The organism is Corynebacterium stercoris (genome assembly GCF_024160105.1).
Taxonomy (GTDB): domain Bacteria; phylum Actinomycetota; class Actinomycetes; order Mycobacteriales; family Mycobacteriaceae; genus Corynebacterium; species Corynebacterium stercoris.
On sequence record NZ_JAMFTQ010000022.1, the window covers coordinates 22,125 to 28,124 of the forward strand.

8 protein-coding genes and 1 pseudogene are annotated in these 6,000 nt (G+C 55.8%); 2 read left to right on the forward strand and 7 right to left on the reverse strand.

The genetic code is table 11. The features are described from left to right. Positions 1–483: 483 nt before the first annotated feature. From M5J20_RS11050 to M5J20_RS11405, 4 genes are all read right to left on the reverse strand, one after another. The gene (locus M5J20_RS11050; RefSeq protein WP_253579571.1) at positions 484–918 is read right to left on the reverse strand and encodes a hypothetical protein; all 435 of its coding nucleotides are present in this window, start codon (positions 916–918) and stop codon (positions 484–486) included. Beyond that, positions 911–1,285, reverse strand: a complete 375-nt coding sequence (locus M5J20_RS11055) for a helix-turn-helix domain-containing protein (RefSeq protein ID WP_253579573.1) — start codon at positions 1,283–1,285, stop codon at positions 911–913. Before M5J20_RS11055 ends, M5J20_RS11050 begins: the two co-directional genes overlap by 8 nt. A 20-nt stretch (positions 1,286–1,305) precedes the next feature. Next, on the reverse strand, positions 1,306–1,878 hold the full coding sequence (locus M5J20_RS11060) for a hypothetical protein (protein ID WP_253579575.1): 573 nt from the start codon (positions 1,876–1,878) through the stop codon (positions 1,306–1,308). A gap of 218 nt (positions 1,879–2,096) precedes the next feature. After that, a complete protein-coding gene (locus tag M5J20_RS11405) occupies positions 2,097–2,393 on the reverse strand; it encodes an IS3 family transposase (protein ID WP_367614979.1) in 297 nt (98 codons plus the stop codon). Between the two features lie 137 nt (positions 2,394–2,530). On the opposite strand from M5J20_RS11405, the pseudogene M5J20_RS11065 reads away from it, so the two are divergent. After that, positions 2,531–3,733 (forward strand): annotated as a pseudogene (locus tag M5J20_RS11065) (IS3 family transposase); the annotation flags it as partial. Between the two features lie 83 nt (positions 3,734–3,816). Here M5J20_RS11065 and M5J20_RS11070 read toward each other — a convergent pair. After that, positions 3,817–4,515, reverse strand: a complete 699-nt coding sequence (locus M5J20_RS11070; RefSeq protein WP_253579577.1) for a hypothetical protein — start codon at positions 4,513–4,515, stop codon at positions 3,817–3,819. 239 nt (positions 4,516–4,754) lie between these two features. Between M5J20_RS11070 and M5J20_RS11075 the strand changes: the two genes are divergently transcribed. Beyond that, on the forward strand, positions 4,755–5,180 hold the full coding sequence (locus M5J20_RS11075; protein ID WP_253579579.1) for a hypothetical protein: 426 nt from the start codon (positions 4,755–4,757) through the stop codon (positions 5,178–5,180). A 176-nt stretch (positions 5,181–5,356) separates the two neighbouring features. Here M5J20_RS11075 and M5J20_RS11080 read toward each other — a convergent pair whose 3' ends face one another. After that, positions 5,357–5,782: an ATP-binding protein gene (locus tag M5J20_RS11080; protein WP_253579581.1), complete on the reverse strand. Its 426-nt coding sequence runs from the start codon at positions 5,780–5,782 to the stop codon at positions 5,357–5,359. Beyond that, the coding region (locus M5J20_RS11085) for an ATP-binding protein (protein WP_253579583.1) at positions 5,772–6,000 on the reverse strand (229 nt) is incomplete at its 5' end. The genes M5J20_RS11080 and M5J20_RS11085, both read right to left, overlap by 11 nt.

Genomic DNA, 6,000 nt, shown 5'->3' on the forward strand with positions numbered 1-6,000 from the left:
TTGGGCGCTCTTCAACCATTGCTGCCTCTTGACGGATCAAAACGTTTCCGCGACATCAAGGTGGATAACATCGGATGGTCGGGCAGATGCCAAGCCTAAAACCGGAATAGACCCGGAATCGTTCAATGCTTGCCGCGTTGCTTTAAGACTAGTTCAAAAAGGACTGGGGCGAACGCGTTTCGGACTTTGGTTGTAGTCGATAGCAGCCCCGCGAAATCAGAACGTCTAGCCGCCTCTCGCCCCATTTTGGTTTACCCAGTTGCATCGAGCCACGGTTAATATTATACATATCGCTTCGTTTCCATTGCAACGGATGCCGCCACCGTAACCGAAGGTAGGTTTCGTAGCTTACGATCCCTGTGCACATCTTCCAAGCTACTGGTATGATATCTAGGCATGCCCCAGGCAGGTCATCCCCCCGCCGACGCCGCGGGTCTCATTCGATGCCCCTAGTCCGTAGCTGCGGATTGCGGTTTACCTGACCTAATCTGACGGATCAAACACCAAGTCGCCGACTCGGAGCGCCGGCATCAAGATCTTCGCATCAAGAACTTTCATAGCCAGATCAGCCACCCCAATCCGCAAAGGCGCGATAAAGTCCGCAACCGCCACCTCGTTGAAGTACTTGCGTACCCATTCGGGAGTCACAATGAAGCCGGCACCCGGCGCATCAGGAAAGCTGTAGTGGTTAACCACCGCCACCTCGATGGAACCCTCAGGCAAGTCGATAGCGAACTCAAGTCTGATTTTAAACTCCTGGTCCGTTTTCAATTCATGGGCCATTCCCCGTTCACGGGCCCATTGAGGAGTTAGAACTTGTAGCGTGAACGCCGGTGTTTCTGTTGCTGTCTCAGAAGGATTAGCTACGGCCGAATACTTGTCATAACCCGAGTCAACCAAGTGGATAATTTCACGCATCCGCGAGATCCCTCCGTGCCCAATCAATTTGAGGCTCGCGCCAGTCCGCCGATTTGAACCTGCCATTAATCGCCGTATGAGAGGTCTGAGAGTAACTACGACGAGTCACTTTGTAGTGGACATCAGCGCCCACTGCCAACGCGTAACGCCGGAGAGTAGTCATAGTTGGGTTAGCCGAAAACGATTCAAAATCAGCAACGAGCGCGCCTGTGACGCCCATGATCTCTGCGACCTCTTGTTGTGTTTTTCCAGAGGAGGTTCTCAGTTCGATCAACCGCTCACGCAGATCAGATTGCGCGTCGATTAGATCCTCGGCGTGCCTCTCTAACATTTCGCTAGTGGGAATGAAAACCCTGCCTGCGTTCATGCGCCTACCTTCCCTTCAAGCTAGTTCCCTTCAAGCTGGTTCGCTAACCGACATTGTAGTTCTTCAACACCCCAAGAATCTGAGGGATCGCATTGCGATACGGCAAATTCTTTCGCCTTATCGATCTCTATATTTTGCATCTCGCGTACCTTTTCCGCCTCCCCAGAGATCTCCTTCAAGTGAGCGTGCAACCCCACCCCCCAGGGTTCTCCCTCTTCCAGATAATACAATCGAACGAACACCTCAGCATCTTTGAGAGCGCTGACTTCATCCCAAATCATCAGAGGAATGCGATCCCAAGCAATCTCATAGAGCTCCAGCGGCTTAGTACGCCTAATACTACATACGTGACCGAAGGCCGAGTCCCGGACTCCGTCGTCAACCATCCGAAGCGCTCCCCGCTCCGCAGCCTCAAGTGTTTTACGAAAGCTCACATTGAGGTCAGCCAAAGCTACGGGAGTCAGATCGTATTTCGTTTCCACCGCAGCACGTAAGTATTCAACCGCATCCTTTATGTGGTTGCCCCGGGTCGAAAAGCGCCAGAAGAATTTCGCGCGTTGACCCGACGCAAAGGCACTTCTCTTCATAAACACCTTCAAACACCATTGCTCGACCGTCCGAGCTCTAATCTTAACAATGCTTGCTCTGTCCGTTGCCCTTAGACCGACCCGTGGGGACAGATCGTTAGGGCGACGCGGCAGCGCGGCCTGGAGTTTCAAAAGGAATTTGTCAGCACTCTTTGAAAAGTAGCCCAAAAGGGGCTGCGGACCGTTTGTTGGACTGGGGTCCGGGGCTGTTGTTAGCTTGCCGTTTATCTCTGTTGGGCGATGGTGGTGTAGCCGTTGCCCAGCGTCGATTTCAGTCTGTGGTTGATGTAGAAGTCGATGTAGTCCTCAATGTAGTGGGTCATTTCTGCTCGTGTCAGACGACGCGTTGCGTCGCGTCCATGGATGCGTTCTTGCTTCGGGGTCCCGAAGAACCCTTCGACGCGGGCGTTGTCGCCACTGTTGCCTTCGCGTGACAGCGACGGGATGTAGCGCCACCGCTTGAGGCAGGTTCCTTCCTGGCAGGCGGTGCATCCCTTGGAGGTGTGAGTGAGATCGCTGATGAGCCTGACTCAGCTGGGTGTGCGGTATAACGAACCACGATCGGAGTGGATGACCGGGTAGGCGTCATCTGGTTTGGCGACGTCAATATGAAGCGTCCTGGGTTTAGTTCCGATCGTTTCTAGAGGAGGATTGGATCATGCCTAGAAAGTTCAGTGACGAGTTCAAGGACAAGGCGGTGCGTTTGGCCGAGGAGCTCCTTGAGGTTGAGGGGTGTTCGAAGTGGGCTGCGGCCGAGGAGATCGGCGAGAAGCTCGGCGTCTCAGCCCACACGCTCAACAACTGGTTGAAACCTGTTAAAGCGTCCCCCGACGCTCCCAGGGGCACCGGCGAGTCGGTAGACGACGAACTGAAGCGTCTGCGGCAGGAGAATAAAGAGCTGCGCAGGGCGAACGAGATCTTGAAGACCGCGTCAGCTTTTTTCGCAGCGGAACTCGACCGTCCCACCAGAAGATGATCGAATACATCCCAGAAGATGATCGAATACATCGACACGTATCGCGATCGCTTCGGGGGCGAGGCCATCTGTCGCACGTTAAGGCAGACAGAATGTGGGTTTATCACCTCTCGCGGCTACCGAGCAGCGAAAACACGAGCCCCGTCGGCCAGGAGCTTGTCAGACGCGCTGCTTATCCCCGAATTGGTGAAAGTCTTCGAGGACAACTTCAGCGTGTACGGGGTACGCAAGATGTGGAAGGCCATGCAGCGCGCCGGCTGGGACATCGGTCGTGATCAGACCGCCCGGTTGATGAAACTCGCCGGCATCCAGGGCCGCAGAAGGGGCCGCACACCAATTACAACGCTTCGGGCTGATGTCCCGGATTGTCGTCCTGATCTGGTCAATCGTGACTTCACCGCGTCAGCACCGCACCGGTTGTGGGTTGCTGACATCACCTACGTGCGTACCCTGTCGGGGTTTGCCTACACCGCGTTCATCACCGATGCGTATTCCCGCAAAATCGTCGGCGTTGCCACCAGGGCGAGCATGCGCACCGATGAGCTGCCTCTTGAGGCTTTTGAGCACGCTCTTTATCACGCAGGTGATCTTCGTGCTGAAAGACTTGTCCACCACAGCGATCGCGGCTCGCAGTATGTGTCCATCCGCTACGGTGAGGCACTCGCCGAAGCTGGGATCGATCCGTCCGTTGGCACCGTCGGCGACTCCTACGACAACGCGTTGGCGGAAACGGTCAACGGTCTCTACAAGACCGAGCTGATCTACCCCCACCGGCCGTGGGCATCGGTTGGGGAAGTCGAGATCGCGACCCTTCGCTGGGTGTACTGGTGGAACAACCACCGCCTGCACGAGTCATTGGGATACATCAACCCACCAGAGATAGAAGAGAAGCCTACTATTAACAATCACACGCCCAACCCTTGGGCGTTCAATATGCGGAACGAAAACCAGGACGCTTCACATGCCGACTACCGTTTGGATAAGTGTCGCCATAATTCGCGAAACGGCCTCACAACTTCGAAAGGCTGTCGCTGCGCGTCTCGATGAGATGATCCGGACGGTTTTTCGCCGACAATCTCGCTCTCCCCATCACCCTCCTCGTTCGCACTGCCCGCTTCTGACTTTTTCCAAAAAAGCAGCCGATCGTCCTGGTTTGGACTGACCAACTTGGCTTTTCTCAGGTTCCGCTCCACGATCCAACCAAGAATTTCGACGACCACGAGTAAGTAAACAAGATAACCGAGAGTTAGAAAAAGTGCTTTGGCAATAAACCACCACGACCAAGTCACCATTAGAATCGCACAAACCAAAATACCTGCATACAACGCCAATGAGAGAAACAAAACCGCGAGCGGGTACACGTACCACCCCGAAAGGTACGCCCACTTCGCGAATGTCAAGTCCCGGCTGTAATTCTCGTATAGCCGTTCTACCGTTATACTGCTCGTCTCTCTGGCTGCAAGCTCTTCGCTGACCTTGACATTTCGCAGATGTGCCTCAGCCGTAAAATAGCGATCCGCGATGCGGACCGCCGTCTTGAGAATAACTACAATGAGTGCCACCGTGCCTACTATCACAGTGACGGAGACACCGGTTGCAGCCCCAAAAGTCAAGTCCAGAAACTCTACGAGGGCTTTGAGTACTTCCTCTTTGGATTGATCGATCACGATTAATAGTTATACTTCCAATTGCAGGAAGGAGCGAAGCCCCGGAGCCCCAGCAAATTTGTTTTCAGCGCTCTTTGAAAACTAGCCCAAAACGCTCCTCGAAAAGTAGCCCATCCGAAAAAGATTGGATAGGGATTTCTTTGAATCAATGGGCTCTGATCCGGTTCCTACGTGGGCAGGGACTGTCAATCAGGAAGATCGCTGCCGAGGTCGGTCGCACGAAAAAGACCGTCGAACGCGTGCTGACGTCTGACTCCCCACCGGAGCACCCCCAGCGGACAGCCAAATCGACCACCTTCGATGCGTACGAGCCTGCGGTGCGCGCTCCGCTGGCGGAGTCGCCCCGACTCAGCGCGAAGATCATCGCCCAGCGAGTCGGGTGGGAAATCCCAGAATCTTGGTTCCGCCAAAACGCAGCCAGAACCCGCCCGGAGTACCTCCCACCAGACCCGGTCGACACCCTGGAGCACCTACCGGGACATGAGATCCAGTGCGACCTGACGTTCGCCCCGAGCGGGCTGCCCGTCGGCACAAGCGCGTTTCGCACGCTGCCGGTGCTGGTGATCGTCGCCTTCCATTTCCGCCTCGCCGGGGTGCGGCGAGAAGCTCAGGAGCGGGCCTTCCCGTCCCCTAGCGCGCACCACCCGCGACCCCACAACCGTTAACAGCGCCATCTGCGCCGCCGGCACCTGCGGCCAAACATCCGCCAGCCTCCGTCGGCTTCTGGTCCTCCTCGTCTCCGGGTCGAGTATGTTTAGACCACGTGTTTAGTAACGGTGTGGTGGGTATCGGGTAACACCCGGGTGGGTTTGGAGTAACACCCAGGTGTTGTGGGGTGGGGTTAGGTTGTCAGTCGCATGTTGTCTCCTTCGAGTGCGATGATTTCGGCGCCGGCGACGAGCCGGTTGAGGATGGATTCGGCGATGACGGCATCAGGGATGGACTTGTACCACTCGTCGGGCGTGAACTGGGATGTCACGATGGTTGAGCCTCGGTGCTCTCGCTCGGCAAGGATGGTCAGCAGCTGGTGTGCGGTTGCAGCATCGATCGGGGTGGTGAGGAAATCATCAAGCACGAGCACATCCGCGGTGTGGAGTTCCTCGAGGAATTTCATCCGCTCTAGGTCACCGTGTTTGAGCACTGCTAGGTGGTTGGCCAGGGTGTCGGTGCGGAAGAACTTGGCTGTGTAGTCCTTTCGGCAGGCGGCGTTGAGCAGTGCGAGTGCGAGGTAGGTTTTGCCGACGGAGGATTTGGCCTTAGGTGACAATGTTCTGGGCGCTTTGGCACCATTGGCAGTGAGCGAGTCGGGTGATTTGCTCTTTGTTGATGGTGCGGCTGGGCGCGTAGGTGATCTCTTCAATACAAGCATCGGGATTTGGCGATCGGGATGCTTTGAGCAGTTTGTTGACTCGCCGTTCGCGCTTGGCCGCGACCTCTTTATCGAGTGCGTAGAGCACTTTGTCGGAAAATGACCAGTCGTCGAAG

Coding starts and splice junctions, on each gene's coding strand:
- M5J20_RS11050 (WP_253579571.1), bottom strand. CDS start 918: ATGCGTGAAATTATCCACTTGGTTGACTCGGGTTATGACAAGTATTCG.
- M5J20_RS11055 (WP_253579573.1), bottom strand. CDS start 1,285: ATGAACGCAGGCAGGGTTTTCATTCCCACTAGCGAAATGTTAGAGAGG.